Here is a 16,259-nt window from a genome sequence, read left to right as displayed (position 1 = left end):
ATGGTCATTGCCCGCCTCTACACGGATCGACCGTGGATGCAATGACAGTGTAAAAAGGTGATTGGTTCGGATTTATTCCGCAGTTATATGGTTAAGTAGTCCTTTCCCTTTAAAATAGGGCTAATTCTGGCTTCCAAATCATGAGACGATAGAATATACCAAAAGTCATTCCCAACTTTGCCCATCGCTCATCGCGACGAAAATACAAACCGACTTGAAATATTCCAGCCCCGTTTCCGAAACAGCCCGCCAGACCCTCCGCATCGAAGCCAAGGCACTGGAACAGCTAGCTGATAGCATCGGAGAAGACTTTACAACTTGCGTGGAAGCCATCTACCGGCGGGGAGATCGACTCATCGTGACCGGTGTAGGTAAAACCGCATTAGTGGCCCAAAAGATTGTTGCTACCCTTAATTCAACCGGAACTCCGGCATTTTTTTTACACGCAGGAGACGCGATTCACGGCGATATCGGTATGGTGCAACCCTCAGACCTGGTACTTGTCCTCAGTCGCAGCGGCGAAACCGCCGAAATAGATGTGCTTTCCCTGCTCGTCAAAAACATGGGCAATACCCTGATCGCCATGACCAGTAAGCGCGATTCAACCCTGGCCCGCCGAGCACAATACCTTCTGCTGACTCCCTTCGAGAGGGAAGCAGACCCCAATGAGCTCGCACCCACCACCAGCACGACCCTGCAAATGGCGATGGGAGACGCGCTAGCCACCTCCCTACTCGCGCTGCGTGGATTCACTCCCGCCGATTTCGCGAAATTTCATCCGGGTGGGTCGCTAGGCAAACAACTGTACCTAAAAGTGGGAGATCTTTACCCACGTAACCAGCGCCCCCTGGTCTATCCCGACACCCCACTACTGGACACCCTGTACGAGATGACCAGTAAGTGCCTGGGAGCCACTGCGGTAGTAAATCGTACGGGTGAACGACTCGTCGGTATCATCACGGATGGCGACCTGCGAAGAATGCTGAATCGCCACACCGATCTGACCGATATCCGGGCCGAAGATATGATGACCACCTCTCCCAAATCCGTTATTGACACGGACCTCGCGGTCGCCGCGGTTACCCGGTTGAGGGAAGACAGCATCAGTCAGCTCATCGTAACGGATGAAGCCGGTGCGTACCTGGGTTTCGTACACCTCCACGACTTTATGCGGGAAGGGATGGTCTAGAAGTTGTTGCCTACTCCTGGACGATCTCCATATCCATCTCCTGTACCACTTCCGGGTGCAGGCGCATGGTAAACTGGTAGGTACCGAGTTCCTTTGCTTCTTCGGGAAGAATGATCTTCTTGCGCTCGACGTCTACGCCGAACTGCTCCTGCAGCAAATTGCGGATTTGCAGCTGGGTGATCGAACCGAAAATGCGTCCGCTCGTACCCGATTTGGCACCTACCCGCAGGGTCTTGCCCTTCAGCTTGTTGGCTACCTCACGGTACACGTCCAGTTTCTTCTGCTCCTGCGCGTTCTCACGACGGATCATCTCATTGAGACGGCCCATGTTAGACTTATTGCCAATGATGGCCAGCCCGCGGGGAAGCAGGTAGTTGCGGCCGAAACCGTCCTTCACTTCAATTACTTCGTGCTTATCGCCGACTTTCTCGACGTCTTGCAGCATAATTACTTTCATGGTATGAAATTTAAAATCTCAAACTTCACATTTGAAATTTATTATGGTGTCCCGGCCTTTAGGAGCGGTGCCCCGTACTGTACGCCGGTTAGTTTCTATAAATGGAGTGAGGGGGTCAAGGATTGAAGGAGTGAGGGGATGAAGGATCGAGGTGGCTCTCACCCTTCAATCCTTCATTCCTTCAACCCTTAAGTCCTTCACTCCCTCACACCCTACTTAAGCAGGTCCGTCACGTAAGGCAACATCGCCAGATGACGGGCACGCTTGATCGCGGAGGCGACTTTACGCTGGTACTTGAGGGAGTTGCCGGTGATGCGGCGGGGAAGGATCTTACCTTGCTCGTTGACGAAGGTCAGGAGGAAATCGGGATCCTTGTAATCGATGTACTTGATGCCGAACCTCCGGAAGCGGCAGTACTTTTTTCTACGTCCTCCGATCTTGGGATTCGAGAGGAACTTAATATCATCGCGAGTGGCCATGATGCGCTGTTTTAAGGGTTACTACTGTAGTTATTCCTCTTCCTTAAAGGATTCGGCATCGCCCGAGGGCACGCCGGTGAGGTGAGGGCTATCGGCCTTCTTACGGCTGATGCCGTGGGCGGCGGGCTCGGTCTTGGCAGGCTTCTCCTGCTTGTGCCGCTTGGCCTTGCCAATTTTGCCGGCACGCTTGTCGGCATTGTACTGCACGCCGTACTTGTCAAGCGCAACCGTAAGGAAACGCAGGATGCGCTCGTCGCGGCGCATGCCAAGTTCGTAGTTTCTCAGAAAGGCGCCGTTTGGAGCGGTGTACTCCACACAGTAGTAGACACCGTTGTTGCGCTTGTTGATGTCGTAAGCCAGCGTACGCAGGCCCATCTCATCCACAAAAACAATCTCACAGCCCTCCTTCTGGAGGTTGTCTACGTACGCCTGAGCTGTCGCTTTGATCTCATCCCCCGACAGCACTGGGTCTACGATAAAGGTAGTCTCGTAATTTCTCATCGGATCAGGTGTACTGATTAGTTAAAAACAATGGTTTCGCACGCTTCAGTCCCGTGGGTGGGTCCAAAGCGGGTGCAAAGATACGTTTTTTCGCTTATCCTGCAAGCATCTGAAGGAGAAAGAACCAAAGCGTAGCAGCGGCGGGCGGGTACGCAGGAGCAGTGAACTTCAGAAAGAGCAGCGCCCTACCCCCAAAAACAAATGGGGCAATCATCAAAAAATGATCGCCCCAATTTGAATGGTTTGTAAAAAATCCCGGTTATTCGTCGAACGACATGTTCATCTGCCGCGAGGCCGTGACCAGTTCACGGTACTCTTCCGTAGTCAGGCCATCGTAGCAGTACTGAATCGGATCTACCCGCTCGCCGTCTTTCTCAATTTCGTAGTGAAGGTGATCGCCGGTGCTCTGCCCCGTGCTTCCGACCAGGCCGAGGAGGTGGCCACGGTCTACCTTCTGTCCTTTCTTAACCTTGATGGAGCTCATGTGCGCATACCGCGATTTGAATCCGTACCCATGATCGATCACCACGCAATTTCCGTATCCCGCATGCTGTCCGGCAGATTCGACGACGCCCTTACCTGACGCCTGTATTTCGGTGCCCTTACGGCAGTTGAAGTCGATGCCGTAATGCATCTTATTCACACCCAGGGTTGGGTGGATCCGGAAGCCAAAGCCGGATAGATTTTCCATTTTGCGCGTAAACTGGTCGTCGCGAATGGGCTTAATGCTGGGAATGGACGCCAGCATGTCTTCTTTGCGCAGGGCAATATCGGCAACCTCATCGATCGAGCGACTGTGCAAGTCGATCTGGTACCGGAGCTGGTCTACCCTGGCGCGCAGGTCCGCCATTTCCGACCCGACATTCGGGAAACTTCGCAGATCTTCGTAAGCATCGTGACCTCCCTTACCACCTAGGAACACATCATCATCAACCGGTTCCATACGCAGAGCCAGTCGAACGGTGTTGTTGCTGCGATCATGTAGATGAGAGACGACCTCGGAGAGGTCCGCGTACTCGGTGGCTAGCGCTTCGTTCTCTGCTTTGGCAATTTCAAGTTCCTGCATCAGCATTCGCTCGCCGGGACTGGGAAAGTACCGGTGCACAACTGCCGTGAACACTAGGCCGGTCAGCACTGCAGCGCACAAAAACCCAAATGCCTTGAGTAAGGTGAAGTTTAGGGGCCTTCCGAGTCCGTCGTACTTTAGGGTACGCGGGTTAAAAACAAACTTTTCACGCCTCATTAACGAAATCTTGAACCAGAAAAAAACCGCTATGGCATGGATTGTTGGTTTGTTAATCCTCCACTGCGGTATGTGCAAACGACGGCTTACTCGTCAACGCGGCACGGTGGCCGGCGGCAAAGTAAGTCGTCGTTCGTAAAGCTACAACTCCAAATAAATAAAGTTGAGCGTTGTATCACCATGTAGCTTACACGATACGGAGACGAAGGGCCCGATCGCGGCAGTTACACTTATTTGGTTCAGCTAAGTCGAAAAATTTAAGATTTGGGTAACGCGCTAGAGGGCAGACGGGCGCTCCCCGATCAGCACCTTGAGTTTCTTGCGGGCCAGAAAGATCCTACTCTTGACCGTTCCGATGGGGATGTTCAGGTAGCTGGCGATCTCCTTATACTCGTATCCCCGGTAAAACATCAGGAAGGGAACGCTGTAAATCTCACTGATCTGGCGAAGCTTATCCTCTAGCTCCTCCATGCGCATGTTCATCTCTCCGCCATTGGCGATCGCACTCTTGTTCTCGACGGCAAACAGAAAACTTTCGACCGGCTCGTTGACGTGCTTACGGCTCTTCATCTTCCGGTACCGGTTGATGTAAGTGTTGCGCATGATGGTGGATGACCAGCTTTTGAAGTTGGTGCCCATAGCAAACTTATCCCGGTGCTTGTAGGCACGGAAGATGGTCTCTTGCATGAGGTCCTGGGCGTCTTCGTAATTACGGGTGAGGCGGAGTGCAAACGAAAAAAGAATGTTTTCAAGTCGGTCCATTTCGGACATGAACTGCTGGTTGGTCATATTAAAACTGTAAAAATGTGTGTAAGGTGGTAGAATGCACTCTGCCAATAGGCAGCAAAGATCGTGCCATGCAGCTATTTGTTTACATATCAGTCTATTACAAATATCTAAAGCGGCTAAGGCACAGTGGTATTCAACCAAATGATTATATACAGTAAATGAAGTTGTGTCGTTGGAACTGCAATTGAGCGGTCTGCCACCTCCGGAGAAGACAAATTCGGATCCGTGCGAACAAGCACTGATTGACCTCGTTAATCCGACCAAGGACAACCACATCAGGGGCTGTTAAACTATACTGGTCCACTACATACTGCCGCCTTTCGCCTGGAACAGGCGAATCTGGAATTTAATCGATGCAAAGCCACACCCTCAAGAAAATCGATGATGATAAGATAAATGAGCTATTGACTCGTTCGGGCCTCTCGCTACTGCTCATCACCTCCTCCTGGGACGGGCACGGCATCATCATGCGTACCTTACTGGAAGGGCTTTCAAACCGCTACGGAAAAGTGCTCTTCGCGGTAGCTGATGTTGAGGATTCGCCGCGAATTTGCAAGATCTTCAATGTGACCAATCCTCCGGGGCTGCTCTTTGTACGGGACGGCGAGTTGATTGACCGGGTGCAGGGAGCCGTAGGTGGAAGCAGCATCGTAGAACTCATCGAGCAGAACTCATAAGACAAATTAGAATCCATGATGAGCGACGAAATATTTAAGGTGTTCGTACTAGAGGACATGCCGGTTGACCTTGAACTGGTCAAGCGACAGGTTAGGAAGTTTAACCCCAGTGTGCTGTTTGCGGTAGCCCGGCACCGCGCCGAATTTGAAGAAAAGGTTACCATGTTTCAGCCAGACGTCGTCTTATCTGACTACAACCTTCCGGACATGAACGGCCTGGAAGCGCTACTCTACGTGAGAGAGCACCTGGATAGTACACCTTTCATATTCATTACCGGCATTCTCAACGACGAAGAGAAAGTTGCCGAAGCGATCCTCACCGGTGCCTCCGGTTACTTGCTGAAGGAGAACCTCCGCAACCTGCCGGAGTTGCTCACCAGTGTGATCAAGCAGAACGAGCAAGCAATGGCTCAGCGGGAGATCGAGTGGGATCGCCGCCGTAATAATCAGATCAAACTTGGTAAGAGTATCGCACTCCTCCGCCAACTCAACTTTCCCGGCAGCGATGAAATCGCCCTTAGCCTCCAGGAAGTTGCCGATAACCTGAGGTAGCTCCCGGCTGGCTGCCTGACGCTGCCCTACATGGACATCATTGCGGAAGCGGACGAACGGGGTTCGCTATTGTTGACTTCACTGTGACCGCCAGTAACGGGGTAAGTGGGCCGCAAGGAGTTTTCGATCAGCCGGTTGTACTCCGACATGTGGTTGATAAAAACCAGAAAGTTGTCGATGTCGCCGTCGATCGATGGCGCCGAACCGTCGGTCATGTCGCGCTTGAACTCATAGAAGATCTTGAATCCATCGAGCATTCGCTGGATCTTGTTGGACACCTCTTTGATTTCTTCGATCGTATTCTGGCTGAGACCCCGGTTGAACCCGTTAATCACTTCATCATCGTTGCTGATTGAAGCGATGTCGGTCACGACCATGTCCTCCAAGGGGACCGAAAAATAGCGTGCCATGTCGTTAATGAGCGATAGCCTCGGCTCAACGTTCTTTGTCTCGTAAGCGGCAATATTGCTTCGCTTGATGCCCAGATCGTCGGCGAGCTGTTGTTGTGACAACTTACGCCGCTTCCGCAGAAACCGGATGTTGCTGGATAAAAAATTCACTTGTTGGGGTTTATTTGGTTGTAGTGTCACCACATGATGAACACGAAGATAAAGCTTCAACGTCGGTTCTGCGGACGACGATATGTGTCAGGTAATATTAAACACAATGAACGGACGAAATAGGGGATAAACGTAGTCTATATCGTATCTTAGATGGAGCTCAATGAACATTTTTATCTCCCTCCACGATCTAATTACTGAACGTCGTTTTGATGCTCACTAACTTAAATTTTCCACAAATGAATGACAACAATAGTTCCGGTAAAGGGTGGGCGCTTGGCTTTGGTCTGCTTGCAGGCATTGCCGTAGGTTACTACCTCAACTCCAACGAAGGCCGCTCCATGCAGCGCAAGGCTCGGGCCCAGTTCGACGAGTACGGCAATCAAATCAACGACTATTCCCAGCAAGTTTCCACTAAGGCAAACCAACTGGTAGATACCGCCAAGACCAAGAGCCAGGAATACTTGGAGCAAGCCAAGGCCAAAACCAACGACCTGACCAATCAGGCAAAGGTAAAACTCGAAGAAGGCAAGCAATGGGCTTCTACCCAGGCCGATTCCGTCAAGAAGACCGTCGAAGAAAAGGCCCACGCCGCCGGCGAATCAGCCAAGGCTACGGCCAGCGATGCGGAAAGCAGCTTCAACCGCGGCGTCAACAAGGCCGAACGGAAGATGGACGAGAATCGCGAAAAGATCGACCGCACTACCAAAAGCTAATTTAAACGAGGCTGCCGCCCGTTTAGCTTCAACCAGCAACGGCCATGCAATGTACCCACCACTGCATGGCCGTTTTTATTTAAATCAACCCTAGATATGCAGGCAAAAGAAGAACTGCTCGAACAGTTAGGAGAAAGCTACGGCTACGTCAACCGTCTCGTCGAGAAGAAAATAGAGTACTTTAAACTGAACCTGGCGGAAACCTCAGCAAATGTGATTTCGGGAATCATCACCGGCATCGTACTGGCCGTGGTAGGACTGATCACGCTTCTCTTTGCACTCGTCACGCTGGGATTCGCACTGGCCGACGCCTTCGACAACAGTGTGTACGGGTTTGGAGCAGTCACCCTCATCCTACTGGTGATATTCCTGATCATACTTTTACTAAAGCGTAGCCTCATTACGGACCCTACGGTAAGCAAGGTGATCACCAAATTCTTCCAACACGACGGAAAAGAAGTTTAAGATGATACGCAAGTCAAAAATCAATAGCCTAGCGGAACTCCAACAACGCAAAAAGCAGGTCCGCATGGAAACCGAACTCGCAAAACGTGAGTTCGCCCACAGCATCGGTACCACAAAGGGCAACGCCGGAAGTTTCCTGCTCAAGAACGTCGCCCTGCCCGCTGGTGGCGCGGTTGTCGGGATGATGGTCCTGAGCAACCTCCTGTCCTCTAAGAAGGGAGGTACCCCGGTGATCAAGGAAACCAAGGTGATTCACGAATATCCCGACGGACGACCCTACGACGGCAAAAAATCCCCCAAACGACGCAACCGGGCAAAAACCCTTACCTCCATCATCGGCATCGGCCGCTTGCTTATCCCCATCATCCAGGCCGTCATCGGTACGGTGAATACCCAGCAGGCGAAGGAAGCCGCTCATACCGCCAAACGAGCAGCAGTACGCAAATAGCGCGGGATGGAAAACCCCATATTTTCTCTCTCTGCGATTATCGGAAGTGAAATTAAATCCACGGCCGGAACGGATATTGCCATCCTGGAGGACATAATCTGTAACAAGGACAACGGTAAGATCACCTACCTGATCCTGTCACCCCACGGCAAAGAGGCAAGCAGCGAAGAAACCCTCCTATTTGCCGTTCATCACTCCTTCTTCTACTTCGATACGGCCGTAGAATCGCTGACCTTTAACGCGAAAATCGGCAAGGCCGACCATAGTTTTTTTCTGGATCTGCCCGGTCAGTACGGCGATACGGAGGTCGAGGACGTCTCCAGCTTTAGCCGGTATCTATCTACCTACTCGGCCGTTGCCGGGCACCGGAGCGATAACGACTAGTCGCCTTTACGCACGTGCCTTCTCCACTTCTCCCGTCTGAGACAGGGGTCGGAGGACGTATACGAACGGATAAGCAAGCATCAGCAAGCCCACGGGGGCGATTACGGTTGGCGACGCAAAATGGTCTCCGAAGGAGAAAACGGTCAGGATGACCAGGGTCGAAAAAGGCAGGGAGAAGGCAAGAAGGTTCAGCCCTAAGTCTAGATCGAACACGGCAGCCCCGCTTTTTCCCCTCAGCAATTCAACCGCGGACATGTGGGCGAAGGGCCAAAAACTCACGGCGCACTGGGCAAAGATCACCGCAAGCAAAGCCGTTGCTCCTGCGATCCCGCCCAGGTAGATCAGCACTCCACTCAGTAAAAAAGCTAGCCCCGAACGAAAGCAGAGTACCCGTACGATGCGCGCGATTTCCCCGCGTCGAATGTTGACGGCCATGCCGATGAACAACAATACGATAGGCGTCATCAGCCCGGCCAGGCGGGCCACGGTGTCCTCCACGAAGAAGGGTAAACTGCTGAGGTCCAACCCAAACGTAAGCATCAGCAGCGCGGTGATGATGACCAGATTCACCGGTTCCTTTAGTAGGGATATTCCCAGGTCCTTCAATTTGGTACGCCGGTTGATCTTTTCGGAGTCCGCTTCGCGACCGCGGTAGTACCAGTTCATGGCGATAAGGTAGAGCACGATAAGTACGAACACCTTGTTTCCCACGTCGGCCAGGGCGGCCAGGGCGAGCGACCCATCCCCCAGGTACTCCAGAATGAATGGGAAGGCGCTCAGCCCCGGCGCCAGGGAGGGGACAAGCATCATTATCGTACGCCACTCCTTACCGTCCGCCGCAAACCCAAGCCGGGGCAAGGCCCAGGAAGACACGAGATACAGGGCGGCATTCAGAACCAGCGCCAGCACCGGCAACAGGAGCAGGCTAACGGAAATCTCGACCTTTAGTAGGGCCACGAAGATGGTCGCCGGCAGGATGATGCTCAGGATGAGCACCTTCACACCGGCCAGATCCTGCTTCCCGCTGAGCTTGCGCTGCATCAGGTAACCGGCGAGGATCAGTAAGGCGAAGGCAATTGTTTTTTGGAGCGCTGGATTCATTCTGGTAGTTGGGGTTCAGTAGTCAAAAATTGCTCCGGGCGGCCAACAATAACCCCCCGGAGCGGAGCAACATAAATTACACCAGGGTCTGTTTGAGTGCCGTGAGAAACAGGTCAACCTCCTCCGGCTTACCCACACTTACGCGACAGTAATCTTTTCCGTGTACGTTGAACGATCGGACTCCGATCCCCTGGTCGAACATGCGTTCCAGAAAGACTTTTCCCTCCAACTGAATCGGGAAGAGGATGAAACTGGTTACGGAGGGCACGTACGCGAGTTCCAGACTCTCCAGGCCCGCGTAGGTCTGCTCGCGGAAGGCGGTCGTTTGCTCCCGGCTTGCATCCTGGAATTCGGTATCGCCCAAGCTCGCCATGGCGCCCTCCAGGCTGGTCTTACACAGCCCCATATTTCCCCGACTCACCCGGTATACCAGGTCGAGCGTTTCGGGTAACGCGACCGCGTAGCCGATACGCAAGCCGGCCATGCCGTGGATTTTACTGAAGGTGCGCGCGACGATGACATTCTTGCCCTCCAGGATGAGCGGGACCATCGTTTGGGATTTGTAATCCGGCAGAAACTCCAGGTACGCCTCGTCGACGAAGACGGGCGTGGTATCCGCTACGTCCCGGCAAAACTGCTTCAGTTCCTCGTTGTCCGTGAGCGTACCGGTTGGGTTGTTGGGATTGCAGATGTACACCATTTTGGTGTCGTCGTTGATCGCGGCCTTCATCGCGGGCAGATCGTGCGACCAGTCGTCGGTCAGTTTCACTTTGTTCCACTCACCGCCCATACCCATCGTAACCTTGATGAGCGACATGTAGGCGGGGTCGGCGGCAACTACGTTGCCCCCTCCAACGAAGTGAATGATGGCCATTTTTTCCAGAACGTCGGAGGAACCCGGCGTAAGCATGATGTAGTCCTCCGGTACGCCTTCGAAGTCAGCGATCATCTTCTGCAGCTGAGCCGCCGCCTCGTGCTGGTACCGGTTGCCGGCGGAGGCGGAAGCGGCAATGGCCTGAATCGCCAGGGGAGAAGGGCCGTAGGGGTTTTCGTTAGCGAGCATACGGGCCTTGAGTTCGGGGCGTCCGGCCAGCGTACGTTCCCATTCGTACTGGGGCATGTACTCCCGGAAGCCCAGGTGCCCGGCGTGGGGAGTGTGTCCGCTTAGGGACAGGTTGGGCAGGGCGGCCAGCCCGGCTCCGGTAAGGGCGGCGCGGCGAAGCCACTGGCGGCGGGTAGTAGGTTGCATCGTGGGATAGTTGTGAAAGTGATTAAAGGTTGGTGAGAATGCGGAAGGCCGCTCCGTTGTGGGTGCCGGACCATTCGAGGCGGGTCACTCCCGACAGGGAAGTGGCAGGTAGGTTGAGCAGTGCCTTGCCGTTCTCGTCCGTCGTGATGGTGGTGAGCAGGTCCTGCGTCTGACTGTAAATGTTGAGTTCCAGATCCGGGACCGGTGTGGCGATGATTCCAATATTGACGTCGAGGATGTTTTCCTTGTCCAGCTCGGTGAAGGTGGCCCGGTAGCTGACGGAGTCGCCGGTGCCGTCGTCTAGTTTTTCGACTTCCGCGTTGACCGGCGAGGCGACGACCGTAAAGGCAAGCTCGTCGTCCAGACAGGAACAGAGGAAAGTAAGCGGGAGAAATAATAGGATACGAAAGTTCATCGGTATATAGTTTGGGGTTATTCGGCCCACCAGAGCGCGGTGAGCTTGTTGTCGGGTCCGCCGTTCGTGCTCACGGCGGCGGTTACGTTGGCGGAGTTGAGGCTGTATTCAGACTCCGGGTAGCGCAGTCGGGTGGGCACCTTTCCTTCGTTCTCCATTACGGCCCGTGGATCGGGGGCGGGCAGCACGGGGTAACCCGTCCGTCGGTACTCCGTCCAGGCTTCGATTCCCTGGGGAAAGAGCGCTTTCCACTTTTCGGTAATGATCGTTTCCTTACTCGCCTCCAGACCGCTGCCGTAACCGGACGGCCGTGCGAGTCCGTACTGTTGAAAGCTGGCGTCTATACCGGCGTCGAGGTACTCCGCTGCGCTAAGTCCGGCGGTATAATCCCCATCCAGTGCGGCTTCGGCCAGGATGAAGTTTACCTCCGCGCTAGTGATGATCGGGACCGGGGTCGACTCCTGCATGAAGTAGGTACCCGGACGACTGGCGGTAGTAAAGTAGGCTACGGCATCGCCCTCGGGCAGTCCGTTGGGTGCGCCGGCGTACTTGCCCACCCGCTCGCCGGCCTGGGCCGTCTCGGCGTACACTTCCAGCCGGGGATCGGTAGCATTGCCTTCACCGTCCGACATCGCATTGATCAGCGTGGTGCTGATCGACCAGTCCTCGCGGCTGTTGAAGACCATCACTTCGTGCCAGCTGTTGTTGTTCTCGCTGTTCTGCCGCGCGGTAGGCTGGAAGAATAGGGCGTCTTCGGTGGAGGTGACGACGGGATACTGAGCCGGGTTGCCCAGGATCTCCGCAAAGACGGCGCGGCTCTCGGTTTCGGCTTTGGCGGCCTGGCGGTTCGCCAGGCGCAGGCGCAGGCTATTGGCAAACCGCTTCCAGGCCGTAATATCGCTCCCGAAGAGGATGTCCTTTTCGATGGCGGGGCCGTTTTCGTCGAGCTGGTCGCTGGCCGATTTGAGGTTGGCGAGCATCGCTGCGTACACCTCCTGCTGGCTGTTGTAGGCGGGGGCCAGGTTGCCTTCGGTGGAGCCTACGAGGGCCTCAGCGTAGGGGATGGCACCCCAGGTATCGGTCATAATGGAGTAGACGTACTCCCGCATGATCAGTGCCGCCGCCGCGAAGTTTTGATTGTAGTAGCTTCCTTCGGGATCGGAGGTGAGGTTGATGACCGTCTGCAGGTTCACCAGACTTTCGGTGTAGAATCCGTCCCAGGTACCGTTGCGGAGGGTGGCCGCGGGGTTATACGTATCACCCTCGTTTACGTACTGGTTGCGGGCGAAGTACTGCATCCAGAGCATCCCCCCGTCGAGGTTGAGGCGTTCGTTGCGGTTGCGGTGGCCGTGGATGCGATCGAACGACTCGCGGATCGCCAGGGGGAACACCGTTGCCGGCGGCACCAGTTCGGGTTCGTTGGGGTTTGCGTTGAGCTCCTCGAATCCCTCGTCACAGGAGGTGGCAAACAGGAGGAGCAGCGCCAGGACTGGCAGCGTAAATAGTGCTTTCATCGTATTGTTTTTTGGGCGGGGACGCAGGTGCGATCCAATGCCGTTAGAGCGGTGAAACTGGCTTAGAACGTCACATTCAGGTTGACGCCAAAGCTGCGGGTGCTGGGGATCGATGTATAGTTTAGGGCTCCCTGCAGGTTACCGCCGTAGCTGTTGAATTCCGGGTCCACCTGGCTGTGGTTGCTGTAGAGCATTGCCAGGTTGCGCCCGATGATACTGATGCTGGCCGCGCGCAGAAACGATACCTGATCGAGGAGGACGGCGGGCAGGGCGTAGGTGAGTCCGGCTTCCCGCAGCTTCACGTAACTGGCGTCGAAGATGGCGCCCTCGTTTGCGTAGCGCACGCTCAGCGCACCGACTACGTCGCGGGTTTCGTTCACCACGTCGTTGACTACGTACTCCGGTGCTTCATCCGTACCGATGTTGCGGGCCCCGATGCCGATCACGCCCTCTTCCCGTCCGACGGCGGTGAGTTCGTAGACACCGGTTTGCATCCCGATGGAGGAACTCTCCTCGGCAATGTTGCCGCCGAGCCGGGCATCGATCAGGAAGTTGGCACTGAAGGCGCCCAGGCGGAAGTTGTTGCGGATTCCTCCGATCCAGTCCGGCGAGACGTTGCCCAGCACCTTCAGGTCCGGATCTTTGACCGGTATTCCATCCTCATAGATCACCTGTCCGGCCAGCGGGCCGTCCGGAACCCGGGCGAACCCACTTCCGAAGAGGGTACCGAAGGGCTCACCCACCCGGGCTTCCAGACTGAGGCCACGGCGGCTTTGTAGTACGATGGTTTCCAGTTCGTTGCCGCTTTCGTCGGTGAACAGCTTGAGCACCGTGTTTTCGTTCTTGGCGTAGTTTATCGCGACGTCCCATCCGAATTTCGGCAGGTCGATCACCGCGCCGGTCAGCACGACTTCTACTCCCCGGTTTCTCACCTTGCCGGCGTTGATGAGCTTGCTTTCGTAGCCCGTTGCGCGACTGACGGCAATGTTGATGATCTGGTCTTCGGTCGTTTGCTCGTAGCCGGTGACGTCCAGTCCGATCCGCCCGTTCAGGAAGCGAAGGTCAAGGCCAACCTCCTTACCGGTGGTTCTTTCCGGCCGCAGGTCGGTGCTGGCGATGGAAGCCTGTTCGGCGAAGAGCGGCGTGGTTGCATTCCAGGGGGTGGTCGGATCGTACACTTGGCGCAGGCGGTACGGGTCGGTATCGGAGCCCACCTGCGCCCAGCCGGCGCGCACCTTGGCGTAGCTAAGGATGAACGAGCCGATATCGAAGGCATCGGTGAGCACGCCACTCAGGCTGACGGAGGGGTAGAAGTAGCTGTTGTTGGCGGCGGGAAGGGTACTCGACCAGTCGTTGCGGGCGGTCACGTCCAGGTAGAGAAAACTTTTGTACCCAAAGCTGGCGGCTCCGAAGAACGAGTTCACTTCCTTTTCCTCGATGCGGCTGGCGTTGGTGTTCTGGCTGGCGTTGTTGGCGACATTGTAGAGGCCGTTAATGGTTACGTCATTGACTCCGATGTAATTGCGCTTGTAATAGTTGGTGCGGTGGTTGCCCCCAAACTGGGCGTTAAGGCTGAGGTTTTCTCCAAAATAATTGTTATAACTGAGGATAAAGTCCAGGTTGGTTTCCTGGCGGCGCAGTACATCTTCGCTGAAAGACTGGGTGCGTTCGGTACCGCTCTTGATGCGTTCCGAGCGGTTGATGGAGCGGCGGGTGTCGGTCCAAAGGTCCGTACCGCCCCGCACCATTAGGCTAAGGCTGGGTAAAAAATCATAAGTGAAGGCGATGTTCCCCAGTAGCCGGTCCTTGTCGTTGCTATTGGTTAGGTAAAGCTGCTCGTAGAACCGGTTCTCGGCAAACGAATGCTGCCAGTTGGCATAAGGGTACTGATCGCCTTCTCTAACAATATGAACGTCCATATACTGTTCGTAATCGCGCAGCAGGCCCCAGTCGTCGTGGCGGTGGTGCCAGGTCCCCAATTCCCACAGTGCGGGCTGCTGGCGGTTGTCGCTGCCTGACTTTACGTACTCCGAGCTTACGCTCACCCGGAATTTAGGAGCCAGTTCCTGGTCGATGTTGAGGCGGAAGTTGTTGCGCTTGTAGTCGTTGTTGTACATCAGCCCCTTGGTATCCATCTGTCCGAAGCTGAAGCGAAAGTTGCCGCTGCCGTAGTTGTTGGAGATGCTCAGGGTGTTGTTGGCCGTCTTGCCGGTATCCCAAAAATTACTCCAGCTGTCGGGGACGGGGACCAGGGGCGCTACCTCGGTACCCGTCCACCACTGCCGCACCAGTCGTCCGTCCATGGGCGCTCCCCAGCTTTCGTCTACCCCGGCGGTACCCACGAGGGGCGCATCGGGGTAGGCGCTACGGAACTGCTCCACGGCCAGGGGGTCGGTAATGCCTCCGTTGCGGCCGTCGGCATACCAGGTGACTCCGCCGGTGCCCCCTCCGTAGATGTTCTGAAACTGGGGGGTTACGAACGGATTCTCTACCGAGTAACTGCCGGAGTAGCTGACCGTCAGGCCATCGGCCCCCTTGCCGCTCTTCGTGGTGACCAGGATTACGCCGTTTGCCGCCCTGCTTCCGTAGAGGGCCGCGGCGTTCGCTCCCTTTAAGATGGTCATCGATTCGATGTTGTCGGGGCTGATCTCGGAGATGCCACCCCCGTAGACGTTGTTATCTACCGCTCCGTCGATGGGCGTGGCGAAGTCGCCCTCCATGGGTACTCCGTCGATCACGTACAGGGGCTGGTTGTTGCCCAGCACCGAGGAGTTTCCCCGGATGGTCACCTGGGATCCGCCGCCCGGCACGTTGGCCGCCGTCACTTGCAGTCCGGCAACCTTTCCCGACAGGCCGTTGACGACGTTGGTGCTACGGGTCTGTTCGAGGGCGTCACCGGCAAGGTCCTGGACGGCATAGCCGAGCGATTTCTTTTCCCGCTTCACGCCCAGTGCGGTCACTACCACTTCCTCCAGGTCGAGGGCAGATTCCCGTAGAATGATGGCAAAGGAAGTTTCGGTACCTACCTGGAGGGTAAGGCTTTCGTAACCCGTATAGGTAACGATCAGGTTGTCGACTGCGTCCGGCAGCGTGAGTTCGAAGCGGCCGTCGAAGTCGGTGACCGTACCAATGGTGGTCCCTTCGGCCATTACGGTCGCTCCGATGAGCGATCCGACATCATCGGTGACCGTACCGCTGATGGTGCGTTGTTGGGCGAGCAGGCTGCCGGATAGCAGCAGGAACAAGCCGGCGAGGTGTCTGAGAAGTTTCATATACTAGGTAGGATGCTGCCCGGTGAGGCGTGAGTAGGAAAAAGTGTTCTTGCAGGATCCCGATCGGTAAATCTGTGCCACAAATTTCACTACAGCAGCGGGGGGGATTCAAATCATAAAGAAGCCGATATTGTGATGGCTTAACTTTACATTTGCCCCCGTTTCGTCCGGGATATATTCGTCCCGCCGCGAACCAACTGGCTGTATTCACCCTATTAAAGCACACTCGTTAGTTGAACCGCGTGCTT

General features: G+C 55.3%; 18 protein-coding genes. 7 read left to right on the top strand and 11 right to left on the bottom strand.

Translation table 11 applies throughout. The features are described 5' to 3' along the window. The first annotated feature begins 214 nt into the window (after positions 1–214). Positions 215–1,189, top strand: coding sequence for a KpsF/GutQ family sugar-phosphate isomerase (locus GGR28_RS08335; protein WP_183495305.1), 975 nt, complete (start codon positions 215–217; stop codon positions 1,187–1,189). Positions 1,190–1,199: 10 nt separating this feature from the next. Here the strand turns inward: GGR28_RS08335 and rplI are convergent, their stop codons facing one another. The 5 genes from rplI to GGR28_RS08310 all read right to left on the bottom strand — a co-directional run bounded on the left by rplI (position 1,200) and on the right by GGR28_RS08310 (position 4,658). Beyond that, positions 1,200–1,646 (bottom strand): 50S ribosomal protein L9, encoded by a 447-nt coding sequence (gene rplI / locus GGR28_RS08330; protein WP_183495304.1) that lies wholly within the window; start codon positions 1,644–1,646, stop codon positions 1,200–1,202. A 212-nt stretch (positions 1,647–1,858) separates the two neighbouring features. Continuing rightward, positions 1,859–2,125 (bottom strand): 30S ribosomal protein S18, encoded by a 267-nt coding sequence (gene rpsR / locus GGR28_RS08325; RefSeq protein WP_221233841.1) that lies wholly within the window; start codon positions 2,123–2,125, stop codon positions 1,859–1,861. Positions 2,126–2,155: 30 nt separating this feature from the next. Next, positions 2,156–2,626, bottom strand: coding sequence for a 30S ribosomal protein S6 (rpsF, locus tag GGR28_RS08320; RefSeq protein WP_183495303.1), 471 nt, complete (start codon positions 2,624–2,626; stop codon positions 2,156–2,158). A 259-nt stretch (positions 2,627–2,885) separates the two neighbouring features. After that, on the bottom strand, positions 2,886–3,869 hold the full coding sequence (locus GGR28_RS19350; RefSeq protein WP_183495302.1) for a M23 family metallopeptidase: 984 nt from the start codon (positions 3,867–3,869) through the stop codon (positions 2,886–2,888). 276 nt (positions 3,870–4,145) lie between these two features. Continuing rightward, positions 4,146–4,658, bottom strand: a complete 513-nt coding sequence (locus tag GGR28_RS08310) for an RNA polymerase sigma factor (protein WP_183495301.1) — start codon at positions 4,656–4,658, stop codon at positions 4,146–4,148. Between the two features lie 353 nt (positions 4,659–5,011). On the opposite strand from GGR28_RS08310, the gene GGR28_RS08305 reads away from it, so the two are divergent. After that, a complete protein-coding gene (locus tag GGR28_RS08305; RefSeq protein ID WP_183495300.1) occupies positions 5,012–5,335 on the top strand; it encodes a thioredoxin family protein in 324 nt (107 codons plus the stop codon). 15 nt (positions 5,336–5,350) lie between these two features. Further along, a complete protein-coding gene (locus tag GGR28_RS08300; protein ID WP_183495299.1) occupies positions 5,351–5,887 on the top strand; it encodes a response regulator transcription factor in 537 nt (178 codons plus the stop codon). 26 nt (positions 5,888–5,913) lie between these two features. Here GGR28_RS08300 and GGR28_RS08295 read toward each other — a convergent pair whose 3' ends face one another. Then, a complete protein-coding gene (locus GGR28_RS08295) occupies positions 5,914–6,447 on the bottom strand; it encodes a helix-turn-helix transcriptional regulator (RefSeq protein ID WP_183495298.1) in 534 nt (177 codons plus the stop codon). 239 nt (positions 6,448–6,686) lie between these two features. Here GGR28_RS08295 and GGR28_RS08290 point away from each other — a divergent pair, with 239 nt between their 5' ends. The 4 genes from GGR28_RS08290 (at position 6,687) to GGR28_RS08275 (ending at position 8,460) form a co-directional block, all read left to right on the top strand. Next, complete coding sequence (locus tag GGR28_RS08290; protein WP_183495297.1) at positions 6,687–7,163, top strand: YtxH domain-containing protein; 477 nt, start codon at positions 6,687–6,689, stop codon at positions 7,161–7,163. 96 nt (positions 7,164–7,259) lie between these two features. Next, positions 7,260–7,628 (top strand): phage holin family protein, encoded by a 369-nt coding sequence (locus GGR28_RS08285; protein ID WP_183495296.1) that lies wholly within the window; start codon positions 7,260–7,262, stop codon positions 7,626–7,628. Between the two features lies 1 nt (position 7,629). Next, a complete protein-coding gene (locus GGR28_RS08280; RefSeq protein ID WP_183495295.1) occupies positions 7,630–8,076 on the top strand; it encodes a hypothetical protein in 447 nt (148 codons plus the stop codon). Between the two features lie 6 nt (positions 8,077–8,082). Then, the gene (locus tag GGR28_RS08275; protein WP_183495294.1) at positions 8,083–8,460 is read left to right on the top strand and encodes a PRC-barrel domain-containing protein; all 378 of its coding nucleotides are present in this window, start codon (positions 8,083–8,085) and stop codon (positions 8,458–8,460) included. A 6-nt stretch (positions 8,461–8,466) separates the two neighbouring features. Here GGR28_RS08275 and GGR28_RS08270 read toward each other — a convergent pair whose 3' ends face one another. From GGR28_RS08270 to GGR28_RS08250, 5 genes are all read right to left on the bottom strand, one after another. Continuing rightward, positions 8,467–9,561, bottom strand: coding sequence for an AEC family transporter (locus GGR28_RS08270; RefSeq protein WP_183495293.1), 1,095 nt, complete (start codon positions 9,559–9,561; stop codon positions 8,467–8,469). 76 nt (positions 9,562–9,637) lie between these two features. Further along, complete coding sequence (locus GGR28_RS08265; protein ID WP_183495292.1) at positions 9,638–10,810, bottom strand: pyridoxal phosphate-dependent aminotransferase; 1,173 nt, start codon at positions 10,808–10,810, stop codon at positions 9,638–9,640. 22 nt (positions 10,811–10,832) lie between these two features. Beyond that, positions 10,833–11,225 carry a hypothetical protein gene (locus GGR28_RS08260; protein ID WP_183495291.1) on the bottom strand — a complete coding sequence of 131 codons (393 nt, stop codon included), beginning with the start codon at positions 11,223–11,225 and terminating at the stop codon, positions 10,833–10,835. Between the two features lie 17 nt (positions 11,226–11,242). Beyond that, the gene (locus tag GGR28_RS08255) at positions 11,243–12,739 is read right to left on the bottom strand and encodes a SusD/RagB family nutrient-binding outer membrane lipoprotein (RefSeq protein WP_183495290.1); all 1,497 of its coding nucleotides are present in this window, start codon (positions 12,737–12,739) and stop codon (positions 11,243–11,245) included. A 62-nt stretch (positions 12,740–12,801) separates the two neighbouring features. Further along, on the bottom strand, positions 12,802–16,011 hold the full coding sequence (locus tag GGR28_RS08250) for a SusC/RagA family TonB-linked outer membrane protein (protein WP_183495289.1): 3,210 nt from the start codon (positions 16,009–16,011) through the stop codon (positions 12,802–12,804). Between the last annotated feature and the right edge of the window lie 248 nt (positions 16,012–16,259).

This window comes from Neolewinella aquimaris (assembly GCF_014197245.1).
Classification (GTDB): Bacteria; Bacteroidota; Bacteroidia; order Chitinophagales; family Saprospiraceae; genus Neolewinella; species Neolewinella aquimaris.
This window is presented reverse-complemented; position numbering and strand designations above follow the sequence as displayed.